The sequence below is a fragment of the Syntrophomonas sp. DTU019 genome (genome assembly GCA_913757435.1).
In the GTDB taxonomy this organism is placed as follows: Bacteria; Bacillota; Syntrophomonadia; order Syntrophomonadales; family Syntrophomonadaceae; genus DTU019.
The window spans coordinates 1,029,485-1,049,898 of record CAJYDM010000001.1 but is presented as its reverse complement, the minus strand read 5'-3'; the positions used below and the strand labels follow the sequence as shown (position 1 = coordinate 1,049,898).

The following is a 20,414-nucleotide window of genomic DNA, read 5'->3' as shown; positions in this document are numbered from 1 at the left end:
ATCTCACCAACACGGGATTGAAGAATTACTCAATTCAAACGCCAGGGCCGCCCGTATTAGCCCCTGTTGGCGTGTTTTAGTGCTTGCGGATTTGCCCTGCCCTTTGCCCATTCTCCCTTGTTGAACAGCCCTCCAGGAGTTACAATAGGCTGGATGGATGTAAGAGGAGGGGTGATCCCAACGAAATTGCGGGCTTACGATATGTCCCTCTTGCTGTTTTCCCTGGCCAGCTTGATGATGGGGATATACAGCGGCCTGTACGACCCCTCCTTCAACAACTACCTGGCCCAGGTCCATCATCTCAGTGAGGTGGCGCGGGGCGCTTTGGAGTTTCCACGGGAATTGCCAGGTTTTCTGGTTGTGGTGGTTTTTACTATTCTGCTCTTCCTCAAGGACACCCGGGTGACCATGGTGGCGGCCCTGATGGTGGCGGTTTCATTGTGGGGGCAAGGCTTTTTAGCACCCAGCATGACCATGGTGGTATTGTGGATGCTGTTATGGAGCACTGGAGCTCATCTCTTTATGGTGATGCGTTCCTCACTGGCTTTGCGTCTGGCGGAAAAGGCGCAAGCCGGCAAACTGCTGGGTCAAATCGGGGGCCTGGAAGCCGCCGGGATTTTAATCGGGTCCTTGCTGGTCTATGTAGGAGTCAGCAAATTCAACTTTTCCTTCGCGGTCATATTCGGTGTTGCCGGGGCCTGTGCCCTGTTGGCAGCCATTTGCATGTTCCTAATCAAGGGTGAACCCATTAAAAAGCCGGAGCGTTATCTGCTATTCAGGAAAAAATACGGCCTTTTCTACATATTGAATATCCTCTTCGGGGCGAGAAAACAGATTTTTCTAACCTTCGCTCCCTGGGTGTTGATACGCCTCTTCGGCCAGGGAGTAGAGATTTTTGCTATCTTGAGCCTGATCGGCACCGGGATCGGCCTTTTCTTCAGACCACTTTTAGGCCGAGCTATCGACCAGATTGGCGAAAAGCGCATCATCGTAGCCGAGTCGCTGGGACTGATGATAATATGCGTGCTATACGCCTATTCCCCTGTCTGGTTCCCTCACCATATCGCTCTGATGGTGATAATGGGCTGTTTCATCACCGATCAGGTTCTGTTTGCGGTCAATATGGCCCGTGCCACCTATTTAAATCGCATTGCGGAGTCCCCGGATGACCTTGCTCCCACCCTATCCATGGGGGTTACCCTGGATCACACTGTCTCCATGACGGTGCCTTTGGTTGGAGGCTTATTATGGGCACATTCCGGCTACCAGTGGGTTTTCATCGGCGCCGCCGTGATTGCTGTATTGAACCTTCTGGCCGCACTCAAAATCCCTGAAATGGACGCTTCCTCTCCGACCGAAACCCAATCCGTCTGAACATTTCCGCCATCTCAATACATGCCCCCTGGCTCAACATTATCAGCTGTCGCCGACCATTTACCATTGACACTACTATTGTGAAAGGGTTAAATTCAACTTGAATGCAACTGTCATTGAGGGGGAGGATCAGCTCATGGCTAAAGAAATTCTGGTTCACCTGCAGGATGTTACCAAGACCTACATCATGGGCGAGGTGTCCGTGGAAGCCTTGAAAGCGACCAGCCTCGATATTTTGGCCGGAGAGGTGCTGGTCATTCTGGGACCCAGCGGCTCCGGGAAGAGCACCCTTTTAAACCTCATCGGCGGCATGGATCGGCTGACGAGTGGAGAGTTGTTCTTCCGCCAACAGGCCTTGCATTCAGCCAGCAACTCTGAGCTTACCCAGTATCGCCGCGACCATATCGGATTCGTTTTCCAGTTCTATAATCTGATATCCGACCTGACCTCCTATGAGAATGTCGAACTGGCCGCTTCTCTAGTCGACGACCCGCTATCCTCTGCCGAGGTCTTAGAGCAGGTAGGGCTACAGGAACGGCTGGATCATTTCCCGGCGCAGCTCAGCGGCGGTGAACAGCAGCGTATTTCCATTGCCAGGGCTATCGTCAAGCGGCCTTTGATTTTACTGTGCGACGAGCCGACCGGCGCACTGGACTACCAGACCGGCAAGACCATATTGGAACTACTCCTGGAGGTAAACCTTCGGCATGGCAGTACGGTGGTGATAGTCACTCATAATGCCGCCATTGGGGCCATAGGCGACCGCGTGATACGTATGAGCAGCGGCCGCATTGCAGAGATTCAAATCAATGCCAGCCGGGCCACCCCCGAAGGGATCGAGTGGTAATGAAGGTACTGTATCGAAAATTACGGCGCGGAATTTGGAGCAATAGAGGGCAATTCTTTGCCATGGCCCTGGTCATTACCATTGGCATCTCCCTGTATGTGGCCATGTCAAACACCTTCTCCAATCTGGGCTATGCCCAGGAGAGCTTTTATAATGATAACAACTTTGCCGATCACTACTTTCACGTGGTGCATGCCCCTGAAGCGGTCGCCAAACAGATAGCCAGTATTCCCGGGGTGGAAAAAGTGACCGCCCGCATCCAGCAGGATGTGGCGGTAATAAAGGCTGATGGCACCCGAGCCTCAGCTCGTCTTACTTCCTATCCCCTTCCGCTGGCGGAGCAAGTCAACAGTGTAGCCTTGAAACAAGGCCGCCTCTTTGAGGCCTATCCGGCTAATGGCGGTGCCGAAGCCCTGGTTGACCCCTCCTACCTGCAGGCCAATGGCCTCAATCTCGGTGAAAATGTGGAGATAATCGCTGAGGGTCGGCAAATCCCCCTCACCGTGGTGGGTACCGCCATAGGCCCTGAGTTCGTATATGCTATCAAAGATCTGTCCAGCATGGTCCCTGACCCCAAGACCTTCGGCATATTTATGATCCCGCTCAATCAGGCCCAGGAAGCCTTCAACCTGCCTGGTCAGATCAATCAGATACTGGTGGTGTTTACCCCCGGAGCAGACACCGAAGCAATAATATCACATATCCAAGACCTGCTCTCTCCCTACGGCAACCTGGCCAGTTATCCTCGCAAGGACCAGCTCAGCCACTCTTTGCTGGATGCGGAGTTGACCAGCGGTCGCATTATGGCCAGATTCTTCCCTATTATTTTTCTTGCCATTGCGGCCGGAATTCAGATCGTCCTGCTGCGCCGTATGGTGCGTATGCAGCGTTTGCAGATTGGCATCATGAAAGGCCTGGGATTCAGCAATGCTGCAGTGTTGTTCCATTACAGCAGTTACGCCCTGGCAGTCTGTATGATCGGAGCATTGTGCGGGAGCGTCCTGGGGCTGCTGTTTTCTCAGTCTCTCAATCAGTTGTACGCTACTTATTTCAACCTCCCCAATGTAGAGGGCTATCACTATCAGGTCATAACATACAGCTTCTTGCTTGCCGCTGCGGTAGGTATGGTAGCTGGTTTGAGCGGCTCCGCCCCCATCGTCAACATCAACCCGGCAGAATCTATGCGCTCCCAGCCCCCCAGCAAAAGCGCCCACAATATACTGGAACGCCTGCCCTCTTTGTGGCAAAGCCTTAGCCCGCTGTGGAAGATGAGCTTCCGTTCCGTGGCCCGCAACCGCATGCGCACCCTGGTAACGGTGGGCGGGGTAGTGGCTGCGGTGTCCCTGCTATTGATATCCTTCTTTATGAATGACGCTATTGATTACATGATGAAACAATACTATCAGAAAGAGATGCTTTACGACTACATGGTGCGTTTTGATCAGCCGGTGCGCAGCAGTGAGTTGCTGGCTATCTCCCGCATGGACGGCGTCAACCAGGTCGAAGCCTTTATCGAAATCCCGGTGAAAATCCACTATAACGGTCGGACTGTCGAGGATGCGGTAAACGGCCAGGCTGAGGGCAACCGGCTCAAGACGCCGTTTGATAGTGAGGGCAATCCTATGGCAATTCCAGAGCAGGGCATAATACTGGGAGAAATCACTGCCCGCAAGCTGGGTGCTGAACCCGGCGATCTGATCACGGTCGAAACAACCTTAAACCGCGGTGAACCAATAATTACTGAACTGACGGTGGTGTCGATCAACCGCCAGCTCCTGGGCAGCGTCTGCTATACCTCCTTGGCCCAGGCCAACCGCCTGCTTCATGAAGCGGACGTCGTTTCAGGCTGCATGCTCCTGGTAGACCCCGGGCATTCGTCCACCATCGAGGCTCAACTGAGCGACATAACCGGGATAAACTCCATTGCCAGCCGCCAGAAGGAGATCGACAATATCACCAGCCTGTTGGATAGTTCAATGCTGTTTGTCGGCATCATGATCTTTTTCTCTCTAATCCTGGGGCTGGCCATAATATATAACTCCATTGTGATGAGCTATAATGAACGCAAAAAAGAATTGGCTTCGCTGCTGACTATGGGGTTCACCCATACCGAGGTATCCGGCTTGATGTTGAAAGACACATTGATTCAGGCGGTGCCGGGGCTCATCATCGGGCTTCCCACCGGGCGTTGGCTGGCAGTCGTCTATATTTCCAGCGTGAGCACAGATATGTTCACCTTTCCGGTGATCATCTCCCCGGTCAGTTATGTGCTCAGCCTGCTGGTGGGCTTGGGATTTGTTTTAGCAGGGTACTGGTTGGCTACCCGCGGGCTTTCATCTCTGGATATGATCGAAATGTCAAAATATGTGGATTAAACGGGAGGCGAGGGTGAGAAATGAAAAGGAAACGCTGGTTGTATGGGGGCATAGCCATGGTGCTGGTTGTTCTGGCTGGGGCTGCGATTTATCAAGGCGGAGTGATTGCTGTGGATGCGGCGGCGGTTTCCCCGGGAGCGATTACCCGCACCGTGGAGGATACCGCTGTAGTTCAGGCCGAAAACGAAGCTTTGCTGTATGCACAGCAAAATGGCAGCGTAGCGGCTGTGGAGGCACAGGTCGGTCAGGATGTCAAAGCCGGACAAATTATAATTCGCCTTCAGAATCAGGATCTTGAAATACAGGCCACGCAGACCGAATCGCAGATAGGCCAGACTCAGGCCGGATTTGATGCTGCTTCTGCAGCCCTCGGGCGCATTAGCATACAGTTGGGCGAAGCCCGTCGCAGCCTGGAACGGGTGCAATCACTCTTGCAAAGCGGGGCTGCCAGCCAGAGTGAATACGAACAAGCCCTAGCCTCGGTACAGGTATTGGAGACTACCGAAAAAGAGCTTTTGTCTGCACAGCAAGCCGCACAGCTTCAACTCAGCGGGCTTAAAAGCACCCAGTCAGAAGTGCAGAAGAAAAAAGCGCAATTGACCATTATCGCGCCCAGTTCCGGAAAAATACTGAGTTTAGACGTCAAGCAGGGTCAGAATGTGATGCCCGGGCAGCTTCTGGCCAGCATTGCCTCCAGTCATAAGCTGGAACTAAAAGCCCACATTTTAAGCGATGATTTGGCCGAAGTAGCAGTAGGCCAGGCGGTGGAGATCAGTGCGCCGGTGCTGGGGTCTCAGGTTTTAAATGGCACTGTGACCCAGATCTATCCCCGCGCTGAGGAAAGGCAATCTGCGTTGGGGGTTATACAGCGCCGTGTTCCGGTGATCATCAGTCTGGATACGACCGGCAACCTGAAGCCCGGCTTCGAGGTGCGCATCGCCATACAGACCAAACAGGAGTCTGATGTGTTGACTGTGCCCCGGCAGAGCGTGCGCACCACCTCCGGCGGCAGCAAAGAGGTTTTGTTGATACAGAAAAATCGGGTCGTCATACAGCCGGTGGAGACAGGTTTGAGTGACAGTTCTCATGTAGCCATACTTTCAGGCCTTTCCGCAGGCGATATTATAGTCAAAGATGCCAGCAAGGATATACCTGCCGGCAGCCGTGTCAACCCCATTGTAAAATGACAAACGGGGACTCTTGTGGCGTTTTGAAATGAGTTGACAGATGTGACAGATGCATTGACAGATAGGGGCGGTCTGTCCATCTGTCAGTCCCCATGTTTTCGCTAAGTTCTCCCTCTTCATGATTCTATTCGTCTTTGGGCTTGAAATCCAGCGCTCCAGAATTAATGCAGTAGCGCATACCGGTAGGCCTGGGCCCGTCAGGGAACACGTGCCCCAGATGACCACCGCAGGCCTTGCACATCACTTCAGTGCGCATCATCCCGTGGCTTACATCCCGGGCCTGGTCCAAGGCCTCTTTCTCGATGGGCTGGTAGAAGCTGGGCCAACCCGATCCGGACTCGTATTTTACTTCGGAGCTGAACAGGGGCTGACCGCAGCCGGCACAGTAATAAACCCCATTTTCATGGTGGTTGTAGTATTTATTATGGAATGGTGCCTCAGTGCCTTTTTGTCGCAAAATGCGGTAGGACTCAGGAGACAAAATCTTTTTCCATTCTTCCTCCGATCTGCCCTTCTTCTCAGTCATACTATCAATCCTCCTTAGTCTTATTGTAACCGTACTGACACAAAAAATTACGAACAGCCACGGCGATAGTTAGGCACAGGACAGGCCAAGGAACGGAACATTGGGGGCAAGCGGATGGGCAAGTGGGGGGCAGGAAGTTTTCATTCACGCTTGTGAACTGTATGTTCATGGAGGTTTGGTTAGCCCCCCACTACGTGTCGTTATAGCAGGTCGATGATATGCAATTCGCGTTCTTCCTTCAGGTTGATGAACCGATTGTCTTTGCGTACCATGGGACGCTGAGGTTCATCCCGGTTTACCATGACAATGGAGGCGGTTGAGCCGTCGTTCAATCTCACCAATTCGCCGGGGATGACATTCAGTACATAGGCACCCAGCCGCCTGGTTATGGCCGGGTCCAGATGACCGATGCTGTTGTTGATCACCTCATCCAGGGCGTCAAACAAAGGCATAGCCTTGCGGTAGAGGCGGTCTGAAGTCAAAGCGTCAAATACATCTGCGACGGCGATAATACGCGAGAAAATGTGCAGCTTACGCCCCAGGACCCGGAAAGGATAACCGTTGCCGTCGAATCTTTCATGGTGCTGCAGTATGGCGGTGAATACCTCCAGATTCGGAAGCTTCATCTCCTGGGCTATTTTGAAGCCATGCACAGGATGCTGCTGCATCTCCTTAAATTCCTGATCGGTGAGCTTAGCCGGTTTGTTTATCAATTCCAAGGATACCCTGGCTTTGCCTATGTCGTGCAGTAAGGCTGCTTTGGCCAGATTCCGCAGAGACTTCTCCTTTAGCCCCATGTGCTCACCCAGCTTCACGGCGATCACGCTCACTGATACTGAATGTTTCATGGTGTACTCATCTTTTTGCCGCAACAGTCTGATCTGGTTGAGAATATTGTTTGATTCCATTATTTCAGGGTATATCAGGTCTACAGTCTCTTCCACCTGATTACAGGTTATGATATGGCCCCGAGACAGGCTGTACATGAACTCCCGGAAGGCCTCAACCGCAGTTCCCATCCCTGCTGGCAACTCGGCGGGACGTCGTACCGCTCGGCTTTCATATTGAGCCAACGGTTGGGCCGGGATCTCATCCCACAAAAACACCTCTTCCAGGCCTTTTTTGAGCAATTGCTGGATATGCCGCGGTTCGAGCAGTATGCCTTTGGCTAGTAATAATTTCCCATCCTGATCATAAATATTGCGAGCTAACTTCTGATTAACTGGAAGATTACTGAGGCTCAGCTTAATCACTTTACATTCTCCCTGTATCGATAACCTCGAAAATTTCCCAAATACTAACGGCCTTTTTTCCTAATAGTTAATTTATTGCTGAATTTTTAGGTCTTTTTTCTTGGTATAAATTAATTATCGTAAATCGCGGCCTTTTACTATAACTTGGTCGAGAATAATTGTTGTCCAGCCTGCACAAAATGGTACTGTGTTCACCAATAACACTTAGAAAGGAGTCACCAGATGAATCTAAATCAGATGGAGTTGCAGAACCTGCGGCACCTTATCGGGGCGCACAAAAATGGGGAAAAGAAATTGAATTTCTATGCGGAACAATGCCAGGATCCGCAATGCAAACAGATGTTTCAGCAGGCTGCCAAATCCTGCAGCCAGACTGCTCAGAAGCTGATGTCATTTTTGGGTTAAAGGAGAGTTACAATGAACAAACACATGACTGACAAAGAAATGGTCAATGACATCCTGTCCATGACCAACGCCAGCTTGACCACGTATGCCAGTGTAATCAGCGAAACCGCCAATCAACAGCTTCGTTCCACCATTCAGCAGATTCGTAACAGTGACGAGCAATTCCAGTATCAACTGTTTCAGCTGGCTGAACAGAAGGGTTTCTATAAACCTGCCGCTCAAGCCGACTCCCAGGACATCCAGACCGTTAAGTCCCAAATTTCCTCCTAATTGTGTAATAAACCAGAAGGAGCGTTCTTGGGACGCTCCTTTTTTTATGCAATTGTATAGCCTGAGATTGTTTTGTGATATATTTAACATAAATTCACATCTGGGGGGCGATCACATGGGAAAAAGACGCTGTTTAGTACGCCGCCTTCTTCTGGCGGCTTTGATACTATTATTGACATCCGCCCTGGGCGGGTGCCAGCAGGGTGCTCCGCAGCCGGTTCAGCCTGCCCAGCCGACCGAAGCTAAATTGATAAATCCGCTCGGCCCTCTGGTTTTGCCAGTGGCTGGAATTGAGAACGGCGCTGTCAAAGGACCGGTCACAGTTAAAGTGTCTTACTGGAAAAGCAATGATGAGGCCATCGGGCTGATAGCCGGCAACCAGACCGATTTTGCGGTTTTGCCGGTTACTATGGCGGCCAACTTGTATGCCAATCAGAAAGACCTGGTGATGCTAGGTGTTCATGAATGGAAAGTGTTCTATCTACTGGCCCGCAAAGGGGTGGCATTTACCGACTGGACCTCTTTAAAGGATAGATCTCTATATATGCCGGTGGGCAAGGGCCAGACCGTGGATATTCTCTCCCGCTTAGGGCTTATTAAGGCAGGCCTCACCCCGGATCAGGACATCAAGTTCGTCTATGCTCCGCCGCAGGAAGTGGTCAGCCTCTTCCAGGCTGGAAAGATTGATTACGCAGCCTTGCCCGAACCGTATGTAACCCTGGCCATGAAAGACAATGCCGGCTCTATCGTGCTCGACTACCAGGAATATTGGGGCCAGGCAGCCGGGGTCGAACCCCGCGTGCCTATTGCAGGCCTTTTTGTGAAAAAGGATTATGCAGCCAAGAATCCGCAAGCGGTGAAGGATGTAGCCCAGCTCCTAACCGACGCTACCAATTGGTGCAATAGCAATCCCGATGCCGCCATCGAGCAGGCCAAGACTACCCTGCCCCTGCCAGCGGCGGTCATGAAGGCCTCACTGCAGCGCACCGAGTTTAAATATGTGCCGACTGCGGAATGCCGCGAGGAGGTAAAAAAATACCTGGAGACCATTCAACAGATCGACCGCAATGCTATAAAACAACTGCCCGATGAAGGATTCTACGGTGAATGAAAGGTTTGAGCAGAGCACTGGCCGGCATCATCATATTCCTGGTATGCTGGCAGATCCTATCATTTATAGTCAGCAAGGTGATAATACCGGTCCCAAGAGAGACCCTGGGATTGTTGGCTCAACATTTGATCGATCCCGGAATGCTGGAAGCTGCCCTGCAGACCGCCTGGAAAGTCGGCCTGGCCCTGGGGTTGGTGTTATTGCTGGGCATCATCGCAGGGCTCTTTTTAGGTCTATCTGAAGCTTGCTACGATATGTTCCGTCCCATTATCATGTTCATTCAGGCTGTGCCCGTGGTTTCCTGGCTCACCCTGGTGATCTTCGCCTGGGGCATTGGCTGGAGGGGGCCGGTCTTCATAGCCTTTATGTCCCTTTTGCCCACCGCTATTCTCACCACCGTATCCGGGATACGCAGCCTGGATAAGGATCTCCTGGAGATGGCCCGGGTTTACCGGGTGCCGTTCAAAAAGGTTTTTTACAACATCTATTGGGGTTCGCTGCTGCCATTTATCGCCGCCATAATCGATGTGACCATCGGGCAAGCCTGGAAGGTGGTGCTGGTCGCCGAATACCTGGCCGGTGGCAGCGGTTTAGGGGTAGAGATTTTCAATGCCCGGCTGGTAGTTGATTCGGCAGGGGCCTGGTCAGTCACACTTATGGCATGTATTCTGGGTATAGCCACTGAACGGATGGTGAAATTCTTTTTAAGGAGGATACTGGACCGATGGGGGCCAGCATAAAGCTGCAGGGAGTGTATAAGCAATATGGTGATCTGAAGGTGCTGGAGGATTGGGAACTGCTGATCCGGCCTTCGGAGAGAATAGCGTTATTAGGTATATCAGGCTCCGGCAAAACTACCTTATTGCGGCTGCTGGCTGGCATGGAAACCCCTACAGGGGGCAGTCTGGAAGTCAGCACTAATCACATCGGTTTCGTATTCCAGGAGCCTCGCCTGATCCCCTGGCGAACCGTGAGGCAAAATCTGCGCTTTGTAAACGAGCAGGCTAATATCGATGAATTACTGAACAACCTGCAGTTGCAAGGCTTTGCCGATTATTATCCGACCCAGCTCAGCGGAGGCATGAAGCAAAGGGTCAACCTGGCCCGGGCTCTGGCAGTCTCACCCCAGCTGCTGATGTTGGACGAGGCCTTCGCTTCCCTGGACCTGAAGGTCAAAGTCAACATCATGGACGATGTGCTCAAGCTGTGGGAGCAGCACCGTTTTACCATGCTTACGGTCACCCATGATTTAAAAGAGGCCTTGTACCTGGCTGACCGTATCCTTCTGATATCCAGCCTTCCCTCCCGCATCATCCATGAATTCCCGGTGACCCTAAATGAAGCAAGGTCTTTTGCCTCGCCGGAATTGATGCGCCTGGAAGGTGAACTACTGAAACTGGTCTGCGGTGATTAACTTTATTCCGCATTTTGACATATGCTCAGTTCACCCAACATATGTTTAGGAAAAAGCCCATAAGGGCCGTAGTTACGGATTCCCTGATCCTATTCCGGGAAGCTCCACTACCGTCATGCCTGCGGGCAGTTCAAACCTGGCCTCGGGTATCGCTTCAAATTTGTAATTGCTGTATTCCATCACCGTGGTGCTCTCATTATAAGTGCTCTCGATACGCACCGGCACCCCCTGCTCTTCCCAGATCCATATGCGGTTCACTACCTCATCCTCTTCCAATTTAATCACCACACAGTTCTTGCCGTCTTTGACCTCTTTGCCCAGGGGCTGGGTTTTATCGCTGACATCCTGAAGGGTTTTTACGGGATCGATCTCCTCGGCTGGATGGGTATCAGTCACTTTTATGGCCTGTGTATCGCTGGAGGTGAACATGTAATTGTAGCCTTTGGCGCCGTTGCGTATAAAAATGGCGGTGCTCTGTCCTTCCTCCATACTCTCCGCGCGCAGGTTGTCCCCGGCGATCCAGAGTTTTCCCCGAAGCAGACTGCCTTGATCAGGCCGGACTACATATTCGCAATAAACCCCGGGCTGGTTCTTACCCTGGGCCAGGACCTCAGCCAGGGTTTTAGCCTTAGCGGTTCCGCTGCCCTGTACCGACACGTTCTCCTTAGAGGCGGAATCATTCAGTGGGGAGGGATTCGTCCGGCTGCATCCGGCTGCAACCACAATTATCAGCATTAAAATGCTTATCACCATCCAGCGCTGTCTGTTCTTCACACCAAGCAACCCCTTTCCAGCGAACCTTCGCTATTCCCGAGCCCTTTTTTCAGGTATTCAATTTCGCACCCTACTGATCATATCCCCATTTATCTATTCGGCAGCGGCAGCTTCAGTAGTAGAGTTGATGCCGTATTTAGAACTCAAAGCACCCTGAGGGCAGCTGCGCAAACAATCCCCGCAACGAATACACTCCGGACTGTTGGGTCTTATGGCCGGATTGACCCCCATCTTGCACACTGCCGCACAGGAACCGCAACCGGTACACGCTTCGCGTGCGCATTGGTAGCGATACCAACTCACCGGGTTAAACAAACCGTAAATAGCTCCCAGCGGGCACAGCACCCGGCAAAAGGGGCGGAATATCATAAAGCTTACAACCACCACTAACAACAATATGAACAATTTCAGAGCGAACAGACTGCCCAGCGCAGAGCGCAAGCCCGGAACCAATCCTAGCAGCGGCAGACCAGCTTCCAGAGTTCCGGCCGGGCAGATGTATTTACAGAAGGCCGGCTCACCCAATCCCAGAGATTTTGCCCCGGCCATGGGCAGATAAAGCACAAAAACCGCCAGTATGCCGTATTTTACTCCCCCCATCCAGCGTGGCAACAACATTTTGGGGAACGGCACCCGGTGCAGCCATTCCTGGATCATGCCGAAAGGGCATACCCAGCCGCATATCCAGCGCCCTAGAATGGAACCGAACACAAGCAAATAGCCGATTACATAAAACGAAAAGTTATAAAAGGGGTCGGCTAAAACAGTCTGCAATGAACCTAAGGGACATGACCCTATCGCCCCTGGACAGGAATAACAGTTCAGGGCGGGGATGCAGATCTGTTTGAGTTTACCCCGGTAAATATGACCGCTGATAAAATTGCCCAGCATGGGGTTCCACACGACCGCACTGAACAGCTGCACCCAGCCCCTCAGTTTAACCAATGCCCACACACTCCAGGCAGATATTTATGGCCTTGGTCAATACTATGAGATGCTCCTGACGCATTACCCCGAATAGAAGCATGCCCACCCCGGCCAGTGGGAGCAAGACCCTGATAAATTTCATATTCTCACCTCATAAAAATGGCTCTTAATAAGACATCATAAATATCGCTGCACCGGGTTGTGCTCATGCCCTAGTATATAGTCATACAATCAGCCTAATTCATCAAAGCAATTGGCGCGAGTCTAAGATCTATTTTTTCAGCAGCCGGTCGATTACCCGGCTGTAACCCTCCAAATTGCTGCTGCCGCTGACCAGTTCCTCCAAGACCCGGCCATTGGAATCTACAAATACGGTGGCCGGCACATAGTCAAAGGCCCGGCAGAGGTTTTTTTCCAGGGAGTCATCGGGAATCACACTCTGGAACACTGCTCCGGCCGAAGCAGTTATTCTTTTGGCAGCAGCAGCGTCTTTGTCAACCACTACCCCCAGGATCTTGACCCCGGAGCCTTGATGCTTATCCTGCAGCTTTTGCAGATCCGGCATTTCCCTTATACAGGGCTGGCAGAAGGTGCCCCACAGGTTGACCATGGTTAGGGTATGCTGCCTGAATACCTGTTCAGTCACCACCTGACCGTTCAGGTCGACGGCTTGAAAGGCTGGAATCACTTGCCCAGCCAGCGGATTCGTCTTAGAGCTGGCCGTGCTGCTCCCTGACGGTCCAGGCGACTCAGGGGCGGCACATCCTCCGGCAAGCCATACGACCAGTATCAACGCCATAGCTATGGCTTTCTTCATACATACCTCCTGGCTGTACTTGATTCCTTATTTTTTGTGTTTTTTCACAAAGGCTTTTATTTCCTGAATCAGTTCCTTCTTCAAACTGGGTGACTTGATTTTCTTTGTAATCAATTCTTCTTCGGGGAATACACCGTTGCTGGTCTTCCTCACCCGGATGGTTTCCTCGAAAACCACCTCTTCAGCCTTGCTCACCCGCACCTTGAGGTCATAATCGCGGGTGCCTTCGATGCGTTTGCCCTTTAACTGGTTGACACTGAGGACGACGAATTCATATTTATACATCTGAATACCCCCTGATGCAGATAGTTACCCATGATATTAATTCGCAACCCGGGGCGGTTTTCCTCCCAGAAGGGTCCTGCCATAAGCCACTTCTAAAAATGGACCAGGCCATGCCAATAATATTGGTCGTGTCCAGCCTACCAGGCCTGGCGGTAGATTTTCAGGACATCTTCAAACCCCAGCTTCTGCAACACCCCCAGAGGGCCTTTGATGACCGCATTCTCGGCCATGCGGGGGAGATCCCGCTCAGTCACCCCCAGATCGCGCAGGCGCACCGGCAGCCCCCAGGAAGCGAAACAGGCCTGCAGTGACTCGATACCGGCCAGACTCCGCTGCTCGTCCTGCCCTTCCGCTATGGCGAAAACCTTTTCGGCCAACCGGCTGAAGGAAGCGGGATCTTGAGCACAAACATAGCGCATCCACACCGGCAACAGCACCGCCAATCCGGCACCATGAGCCACCGGGTAAAAGGCGCTCAGACTGTGTTCCATGCCGTGAGTGGCCCAATCCCCTCCTTTTGTGCCTGGTGAGGTGCTGCCATTAAAAGCCAGGGTGCCAGCCCAGGCCAATTGGGACCGGGCTTGGTAATCATCCGCATTCTGGAGAACGAGCGCCGTCTGGGCAATGATAGCCCGGATAAGCCCCTCCATATATTCTCTCATCACCTCCACCCCGGTACTGCCATCGCAATAGACCTCGAGGATATGAGTGATCATATCCGCCGCACCTTCAGCGGTGTTGCGGGCAGGCAGGGTGGCCTGCACAGCGGGGTCGATGATGGACAGCCGGGGATACAGGTATTTTGAGCCTATACCCCACTTGGTCCGGTCTTCTTCCCTGGTCAGGACTGCGTTCAGGTTCATTTCCGAACCGGTCCCGGAAATGGTCAGGACCCCGTAAACGGGTAGAGCTTGTTTGATTCGGGCCGCCCCGGAAAAGAAATCCCATACGTCACCGGAATGATGGTACCCTGCGGCTATAATCTTAGAGCTGTCAAACACACTGCCCCCACCGACGGCAATGATAGCCTGAGCGTGGTGTTCCCGAGCCAGCGCTATCCCATCATGAACTTTGGAGAGTACCGGATTGGGCTGCACCCCTGGCAGTTCCACGAATTCGACCCCTGAAGCGGAGAGTGACGCCACCACTTGTTCATATACCCCGTTGCGAAACACCGAACCCTGTCCATAAACCAACAGAGCCCGCTTTATGCCGTCAGCAGAAGCTTCCTGGCCTAAGCGCTTGATGGTGTCGCGCCCAAAAATGATCCGGGTGGGATTGACAAAGCTGAAATTCCTCATGCCAAAAGACCTCCTTGCTTGTCCGTTATTTCATGTTAGCATATCTAAGCTGGGCAATCGCGCGAATAAGCGGACATTTTCAAAAGGTAAAAATTTTTTCATTTTGCGTGGACCTACCCCCAAATTTAAATCTGATAAACGCATTCATAACAAGAAGATGGTTCAGACGCTCTTGACGCTCAACAGGAGCAACATCTTCCGATTCGTTCCAAAAACCAGTCTCATAGTACTCTTGTTTGCCCTTGAAAAACTACCCCGCCGCAGGGGTAGTTTTTCATTTCTGGTCCAGTCTCATAGCTCTTGGTTCAGGCTAATTGGTTGCACTATGCTTTCCGTTATCACACCGGCATATTTTGATGATGTTAAATATGTCGAATCCTCTTTAAAAGTGGCATTTATCTGAGCACATCGGCACAATCTTATGCTGTGGAAATGGTACCCACCAGATGTAAGATTTTTAGCCCTGATATGTATTAGGTATATACAAGGGAAATTTTGAAGCAGAAAGGCGGGGATGCCATGTCGGCCAGGTACAAAGGAGTTGCAATAATCTTATGTTTGCTGCTGTCAGTGTTTGTTGCTGCAGGACTGTTAACGGCTTCAACCGTTCAGGCCCAGGATGTCAATGTCTATATCAACGGGGTGCAAACCCTGTTCCCGGACCAGCTTCCCTATATCGACGAGAACGATCGCACCATGGTGCCGGTCAGGTTCTGTTCGCTGGCTTTGGGCGCCAGTGTGGATTGGGATGCACATAATTCGCAGGTCACCATTACACGCCCTGCTGACGGTGAGACACCGGCCCGTCAGGCAGCACTGGTCATTAACAGCACCGAGATGCTGATCAGCGGCGAGAGCCCCAGGCAGATGGACACCGCAGCAGTGCTTAAAAATGGGCGCACCATGGTGCCCTTGCGCTTTATATCGGAATTCTTTGCCGCCCAAGTGGTTTGGAACGATACCAGCCGGGCGGTTCATGTATTTACTCTGGGGCAGACCCCTGAAGAGCAAGCCGCGATCATTCAGGCCGCCTCCGCAGCCGGGGCTGATCTTCCCCGGGTCAATTCAGCCCAGAATTTGCAGCGCCTAATTGATGAATATGGCAACAGCGGCTATAGCGTACGCCTTGAGAGCATGAAGTCCGCCAGGCCCGCACAGGAACAGGTTGCGGATTCAGCCCCCAACCAGCTCAGCGGCGCAAATGATTATTCAGGAACCAATGTGCAGGTGCAGGGGGTAGATGAGTCCGACATCGTCAAAACCGACGGGGAATACCTTTATCAAGTGAAAGATCATGAAGTTATCATTGTCAAAGCCTACCCAGCAAGCCAGTTGCAGGTGAGCGCACGCATACCGCTCTTGCAGCATCCCCGGGAGATGTATATAGACCACAATCGCCTTATATTGATACAGGATGGCACAGCCCGTTATGATTATCCCTACCCGGTGCCAATGGAGAGCAGCGCCAAAAGAATCATGCCGCCTGTTTATCCAGTGAATCAAAACCGCACCCTGGTGACGGTGTTCGATACCAGCAACAAGGCCAACCCGACCAAGGCCGATGAATTCGGAACTCCCGGAACCTACCTGTCATCGCGAAAAATTGGCAGCAGCATCTATGTGATCACCAATGAATACGTATACCAGCCTTTCGAGCCAGTGTATACCATCAATGGCCAGGAAAAGACCAAGCACTACGATCAGATCCGTTATTTCCCCGATATGCAGCTCAACTCATATGTAAACATCGCCCAGATACAGATGAGCACCGCTGGCAACAAATTTGACCTGGAAACCTTCCTCGGTTCCAGCGGCAATGTGTTCTGCTCACCCAACAATCTCTATATAGCGGCATCACATTACCACCCCAGCTACTATCGGGAAGGCAGCATGCGGGACACCGAGAGCACCGTGGTCTACAAATTCGGCCTGGGGGACGGGGTACGCTATGTTAACCGCGGGCTGGTCCCGGGTACGGTCTTGAACCAGTTTTCCATGGACGAATATGAAGGCCATTTTCGCATCGCCACCACCAGCCAGCAATGGGATACGATCCGGTCAGCCAATGCGATCTACATCCTCAACGCCAATATGAGACAGACCGGGGCTATCCAGGACATCGCCCCCGGCGAGAGAATCTATTCAGCCCGCTTCATGGGGCCACGGGCTTATCTGGTCACCTTCAGACAGATAGACCCCCTGTTTGTCATCGATATGAATCCCACTGAACCCAAAATCCTGGGCAAACTCAAGATCCCCGGATTCAGCAATTACCTGCACCCCTATGGTGACCATTACCTTATCGGCCTGGGCAGTGAAGTCGAAGAAGTGGGCAAGGCTACTCAGACCACAGGCCTGAAACTGAGTCTGTTTGATGTGGCCGATGTCAATCATCCTGTCGAAGTCTGCAAGACGGTGATCGGCACTTCGGGAACCCGTTCAGAAGCCACCAATAACCACAAGGCTTTTATGATGTATGACAACATCCTGGCCTTCCCGGTGACTGTCTATGAAGGCAGCGGTGGTTATGGCTCCTTCGCCTTCCAGGGAGCCTATGTCTACAATGTCTCAGCTCAGGGCTTCAATCTGCAGGGGCGCATAACCCACCTGGACCAGCAGGATTACCTCAAGGCCGGGGACTACTGGGGCGGCAGCAACCGCGAGATCCAGCGCGTAGTCTACCTGGGGGGCAATCTCTACACCTTATCAGAGGGTATGATCAAAGCCAACCAGAATGGCACCCTGACAGAATTAAATCGCATTATAACCGATTAATAGTCCTCCTTTCCTGGGCCACCCTGGCGGTGGCCCTTACCTTTTCTATCCCGGAAGAAGGCTTTCCTTCGGCCTATTCCTTTTAAGACCAACCACACCTTTGCACCTAACTATGCTCAGTGGTTTTCGTCATCACTGCCTGATATCAGCGCGGGCCAGGCCCTGAGCTCAACCAGCTGGCGCTTATGGCCTGATCAACCACAGCAGTGGCAAAAGTGGGGCAAATCCTATAAAATAACCATATGAATCTTAAACTTAACGCCAACCGCATACTGGTATTCGCCCCTCATCCTGATGACGATATCCTGGGTTGCGGGGGCAGCATAGCCCTTCATGTTGAAAAGGGCGATACGGTAAAAATAGTATATCTGACCTCCGGGGAATCTGGCAGTCTGGACATCGACAAAGCTGAGCTGGGTGATATGAGGAAAAGCGAGGCCCAGGCCGCAGCCCGGGTTCTAGGCGTTGGGGAAACCGAGTTCTTAGGCTGGCCTGACAGTTATCTCAACGTGCAGCGGGAATATCTGCAGCAATTGACCAGTCTGATCAGGAGAGAAAGACCGCACCGCGTCTACCTGCCCCACAGTCAGGATGGGGTCAGAGACCATCTCGTCACCCACCAACTGGGAATGGAGGCTATACGCCGGGCTGCCGGTCCCTGGCACCAGGATAGTCCTGGGGAACCCTGGGCGGTCGCCACCGTACTCGGTTATGAAATCTGGACTCCAATCGCAGCACCAGGAATAGCTGTTGACATTTCGGCTTTTATGGATAAAAAGCTGGCCGCGCTGCGTCAGCACCGCTCCCAACTTCAGGGCTATGCCTATGATGATGCCATTAAAGGCCTGAATCGCTACCGCGCAGTGATGAATAGCCGCTGTCAGTATTGCGAGTGTTTTCAATTGTTGAAGATTACGTCACTGATGGATAAGCCTGCCTATGAATAATGCCAACCCCGCAGTCCTTTTAATAACCCCTTTCCACAAAAGCCAGCGCGGCAACACCCTGACCACCCGGCGAATCCGTGACGGGTTGATAGCCCACGGCATCAAGGCCGAGTTGCTTTCCCTGGAAAATGAGGGTTTCAGTGAGCAACTTCATGAGCATCTGGCAAACGGTTACTTCGACATCATACACGCCTTCAATGGCTTGTATCTGGCCCGGCTGTTGACGAGCCATCCGCAATTGCTAGATCACCCGCTGATCGTGACTTTGACCGGGACTGACCTAAACCAGGCAGATAGTGAAGAACGCCAAGCCCTGCAGGCAGTGTTTGCAGTAGTCAGGCAGGTGGTGGTTTTTCATGAGGAATTCAAGGCCAGGCTCATCAGATGCAGCCCGGCTATGGAGGATAAAATCGTACTCATCCCTCAGGGCATCCACTTGCCCCCGTCTCCACCCCGTCAACGGCAAGACTTCGGGATACCGGACGAATGCACCGTTTTTTTGCTCCCCACCGGCTTGCGCCCGGTAAAAAATGTGGAGCTGGCCCTGGATGGCCTGGAAATGCTGGCCGGGAAAGACGACCGGGTGCGTTTATTGATAATGGGCCCAGTGATCGATGCGGTTTATGGAAAGCGGATCATTCAGCGCATTGAAGCCCTTCCCTGGGCTAAATACATAGGGGAAATACCTCACCAGCAGATCAGCGGGATTTACGCGCTGGGGGATGTGGTGATAAATTGTTCTCATGCCGAAGGGCAGCCCCAGGCCACTTTGGAGGCGATGAGTCTGGGCCTTCCTGCCATTATGAGCGCTGTGCCGGGGAACCGCGGCATTATGGAAGACGGCCGGGAGGGTTTTTATTTCTCCGGTTCCCGGGAATTATGCCAGGCTGCCCTCACCTTGCACGCCGACCCCGCACTGCGCCAGGTCATGGGGCAGGCAGCCGCTGAGCTGGTCAGGCAGAGGTTTGACTACTGCCGTGAAATCGAGCAACACATAGATTTGTACCAAGCTGCTAGGCGGGCTCTGAAGTATTAACCCGATTAATTGGTTTTAGTCGGTATCAGAAAGGCTTTGGGGGGCTGCAATCGGTCTGATTGCTAGGCCGGTTGCATAACCGAGGGATCATCATTGCGGGGCGAATTGACCCGAGTTGAAACCGGGAAGGCCTGCAGCTCATCGACCGGACGCATTTGGTGCAGAAATGCCACCATCGTTTTGGGGCTGAAATCTTGCATCCCCTGCAGCCAGGTCTTTTCCAGGTGGTCTGGAAGTATCAGAGGCATGCGGTTGTGCAGCCAGGCCAAATTAGGCACCGGCTCGGTAGTCACTATGGTAAAGGACTGTATTTCGTCCCCTTCAGGATCAGACCATTTCTCCCACAAACCTGCAAAAGCAAACACTTTTGCGTCCTTTCCTATTACCCGGTGAGGCACTTTGCCTTTTTCGCCGGGGAACCATTCATAGTACCCGTCAGCAGGCACCAGGCAGCGCCGGTAGCGCAGCGCAGCACGAAAGGCGGGTTTTTCCGCCAGGGTTTCGATGCGGGCGTTAATGAGGCGGCTGCCGATCTTGGCCTCCTTAGCCCAATGCGGGATCAAGCCCCAGCGCATGATTCTTAGCTCATTTCCGGTATCACCTGAGACGACAATCGGCAAGTATTGCGTCGGGGCTGCATTATAGCGGGGTTGCACGGTAAAACCCGGGATTGGGCAGGCAAAGCGCTCACATAGCTCATCGATATCATCCAGTATGGAATAACGCCCGCACATAGCTTAGCCTCCTGTCCTTAACAGTAACTCTATAAAGATTATACATCAACTGGAGT

21 protein-coding genes are annotated in these 20,414 nt (G+C 52.4%); 12 read left to right on the top strand and 9 right to left on the bottom strand.

Annotated elements, in window-relative coordinates; genetic code table 11:
* The first annotated feature begins 153 nt into the window (after positions 1 to 153).
* From AC15IQ_RS05325 to AC15IQ_RS05310, 4 genes are all read left to right on the top strand, one after another.
* Entirely contained in the window at positions 154 to 1,374 is a 1,221-nt protein-coding gene (locus tag AC15IQ_RS05325) for an MFS transporter (RefSeq protein ID WP_483177633.1), read from the top strand.
* Between the two features lie 136 nt (positions 1,375 to 1,510).
* Entirely contained in the window at positions 1,511 to 2,221 is a 711-nt protein-coding gene (locus AC15IQ_RS05320) for an ABC transporter ATP-binding protein (RefSeq protein WP_483177632.1), read from the top strand.
* Positions 2,221 to 4,596 (top strand): ABC transporter permease, encoded by a 2,376-nt coding sequence (locus AC15IQ_RS05315; RefSeq protein ID WP_483177631.1) that lies wholly within the window; start codon positions 2,221 to 2,223, stop codon positions 4,594 to 4,596. The genes AC15IQ_RS05320 and AC15IQ_RS05315 overlap by 1 nt, the downstream gene beginning before the upstream one ends.
* Positions 4,597 to 4,616: 20 nt before the next feature.
* Positions 4,617 to 5,783, top strand: a complete 1,167-nt coding sequence (locus AC15IQ_RS05310; protein WP_483177630.1) for an efflux RND transporter periplasmic adaptor subunit — start codon at positions 4,617 to 4,619, stop codon at positions 5,781 to 5,783.
* Positions 5,784 to 5,907: 124 nt separating this feature from the next.
* Here AC15IQ_RS05310 and msrB read toward each other — a convergent pair whose 3' ends face one another.
* On the bottom strand, positions 5,908 to 6,309 hold the full coding sequence (msrB, locus tag AC15IQ_RS05305) for a peptide-methionine (R)-S-oxide reductase MsrB (protein ID WP_483177629.1): 402 nt from the start codon (positions 6,307 to 6,309) through the stop codon (positions 5,908 to 5,910).
* Between the two features lie 200 nt (positions 6,310 to 6,509).
* Positions 6,510 to 7,562, bottom strand: a complete 1,053-nt coding sequence (locus tag AC15IQ_RS05300; protein ID WP_483177628.1) for an HD-GYP domain-containing protein — start codon at positions 7,560 to 7,562, stop codon at positions 6,510 to 6,512.
* 222 nt (positions 7,563 to 7,784) lie between these two features.
* Here AC15IQ_RS05300 and AC15IQ_RS05295 point away from each other — a divergent pair, with 222 nt between their 5' ends.
* From AC15IQ_RS05295 to AC15IQ_RS05275, 5 genes are all read left to right on the top strand, one after another.
* Positions 7,785 to 7,967 carry a ferritin family protein gene (locus AC15IQ_RS05295; protein WP_483177627.1) on the top strand — a complete coding sequence of 61 codons (183 nt, stop codon included), beginning with the start codon at positions 7,785 to 7,787 and terminating at the stop codon, positions 7,965 to 7,967.
* Between the two features lie 24 nt (positions 7,968 to 7,991).
* Complete coding sequence (locus tag AC15IQ_RS05290; RefSeq protein WP_483177761.1) at positions 7,992 to 8,237, top strand: spore coat protein; 246 nt, start codon at positions 7,992 to 7,994, stop codon at positions 8,235 to 8,237.
* A 115-nt stretch (positions 8,238 to 8,352) separates the two neighbouring features.
* On the top strand, positions 8,353 to 9,348 hold the full coding sequence (locus tag AC15IQ_RS05285) for an ABC transporter substrate-binding protein (RefSeq protein ID WP_483177626.1): 996 nt from the start codon (positions 8,353 to 8,355) through the stop codon (positions 9,346 to 9,348).
* Positions 9,345 to 10,088 (top strand): ABC transporter permease, encoded by a 744-nt coding sequence (locus AC15IQ_RS05280; protein ID WP_483177625.1) that lies wholly within the window; start codon positions 9,345 to 9,347, stop codon positions 10,086 to 10,088. Before AC15IQ_RS05285 ends, AC15IQ_RS05280 begins: the two co-directional genes overlap by 4 nt.
* A complete protein-coding gene (locus AC15IQ_RS05275; protein WP_483177624.1) occupies positions 10,073 to 10,762 on the top strand; it encodes an ABC transporter ATP-binding protein in 690 nt (229 codons plus the stop codon). Before AC15IQ_RS05280 ends, AC15IQ_RS05275 begins: the two co-directional genes overlap by 16 nt.
* 72 nt (positions 10,763 to 10,834) lie before the next feature.
* Here the strand turns inward: AC15IQ_RS05275 and AC15IQ_RS05270 are convergent, their stop codons facing one another.
* The 6 genes from AC15IQ_RS05270 to AC15IQ_RS05245 all read right to left on the bottom strand — a co-directional run bounded on the left by AC15IQ_RS05270 (position 10,835) and on the right by AC15IQ_RS05245 (position 14,866).
* On the bottom strand, positions 10,835 to 11,536 hold the full coding sequence (locus AC15IQ_RS05270) for a hypothetical protein (protein ID WP_483177623.1): 702 nt from the start codon (positions 11,534 to 11,536) through the stop codon (positions 10,835 to 10,837).
* A 93-nt stretch (positions 11,537 to 11,629) separates the two neighbouring features.
* Positions 11,630 to 12,481 carry a 4Fe-4S binding protein gene (locus tag AC15IQ_RS05265; protein ID WP_483177622.1) on the bottom strand — a complete coding sequence of 284 codons (852 nt, stop codon included), beginning with the start codon at positions 12,479 to 12,481 and terminating at the stop codon, positions 11,630 to 11,632.
* Positions 12,474 to 12,605 carry a CD1871A family CXXC motif-containing protein gene (locus AC15IQ_RS05260; protein WP_483177621.1) on the bottom strand — a complete coding sequence of 44 codons (132 nt, stop codon included), beginning with the start codon at positions 12,603 to 12,605 and terminating at the stop codon, positions 12,474 to 12,476. Before AC15IQ_RS05260 ends, AC15IQ_RS05265 begins: the two co-directional genes overlap by 8 nt.
* 129 nt (positions 12,606 to 12,734) lie before the next feature.
* Positions 12,735 to 13,280, bottom strand: a complete 546-nt coding sequence (locus AC15IQ_RS05255) for a TlpA family protein disulfide reductase (protein WP_483177620.1) — start codon at positions 13,278 to 13,280, stop codon at positions 12,735 to 12,737.
* Positions 13,281 to 13,307: 27 nt separating this feature from the next.
* On the bottom strand, positions 13,308 to 13,565 hold the full coding sequence (locus AC15IQ_RS05250) for a hypothetical protein (RefSeq protein WP_483177619.1): 258 nt from the start codon (positions 13,563 to 13,565) through the stop codon (positions 13,308 to 13,310).
* A 137-nt stretch (positions 13,566 to 13,702) separates the two neighbouring features.
* A complete protein-coding gene (locus AC15IQ_RS05245; RefSeq protein WP_483177618.1) occupies positions 13,703 to 14,866 on the bottom strand; it encodes an iron-containing alcohol dehydrogenase in 1,164 nt (387 codons plus the stop codon).
* Positions 14,867 to 15,361: 495 nt separating this feature from the next.
* Here AC15IQ_RS05245 and AC15IQ_RS05240 point away from each other — a divergent pair, with 495 nt between their 5' ends.
* The 3 genes from AC15IQ_RS05240 (at position 15,362) to AC15IQ_RS05230 (ending at position 19,624) form a co-directional block, all read left to right on the top strand.
* Complete coding sequence (locus AC15IQ_RS05240; RefSeq protein WP_483177617.1) at positions 15,362 to 17,641, top strand: beta-propeller domain-containing protein; 2,280 nt, start codon at positions 15,362 to 15,364, stop codon at positions 17,639 to 17,641.
* Positions 17,642 to 17,883: 242 nt separating this feature from the next.
* On the top strand, positions 17,884 to 18,588 hold the full coding sequence (locus AC15IQ_RS05235; protein WP_483177616.1) for a PIG-L deacetylase family protein: 705 nt from the start codon (positions 17,884 to 17,886) through the stop codon (positions 18,586 to 18,588).
* The gene (locus AC15IQ_RS05230; RefSeq protein ID WP_483177615.1) at positions 18,581 to 19,624 is read left to right on the top strand and encodes a glycosyltransferase; all 1,044 of its coding nucleotides are present in this window, start codon (positions 18,581 to 18,583) and stop codon (positions 19,622 to 19,624) included. Before AC15IQ_RS05235 ends, AC15IQ_RS05230 begins: the two co-directional genes overlap by 8 nt.
* Before the next feature lie 62 nt (positions 19,625 to 19,686).
* On the opposite strand, the gene AC15IQ_RS05225 is transcribed toward AC15IQ_RS05230, so the two are convergent.
* Positions 19,687 to 20,358, bottom strand: a complete 672-nt coding sequence (locus AC15IQ_RS05225; protein ID WP_483177614.1) for an SOS response-associated peptidase — start codon at positions 20,356 to 20,358, stop codon at positions 19,687 to 19,689.
* Positions 20,359 to 20,414: the final 56 nt, after the last annotated feature.